This is a genomic window from Streptococcus pseudopneumoniae, assembly GCF_001068775.1.
Classification (GTDB): Bacteria; Bacillota; Bacilli; order Lactobacillales; family Streptococcaceae; genus Streptococcus; species Streptococcus pseudopneumoniae_N.
Genome location: NZ_JWAJ01000052.1, coordinates 1 through 234, shown reverse-complemented (window position 1 = coordinate 234; position 234 = coordinate 1). Strand labels below are relative to the sequence as shown.

The following is a 234-nucleotide window of genomic DNA, read 5'->3' as shown; positions in this document are numbered from 1 at the left end:
TGCCAAGTTGTAGTACTTTTTTCGAGGCTCTTTTGTCTTGTTCTTGTTTCAATTGACTATAACATATGTACATGATCTGGCATTAAGTGACCCTCGATAATTTCAACCCCTTTATAACTACACAAGCGATGAAATATTTCGCCTAAACTACTTCGATATTGATTATAAATGACTTTTCGTCTATACTTAGGGGTGAACACAATGTGATATTTACACATCCATTTTGTGTGTGAT

General features: G+C 34.2%; 1 pseudogene. It reads right to left on the bottom strand.

The features are described from left to right. Positions 1 to 59 precede the first annotated feature (59 nt). Positions 60 to 234, bottom strand: a pseudogene (gene tnpA / locus ADF68_RS10295) (IS200/IS605 family transposase); the annotation flags it as partial.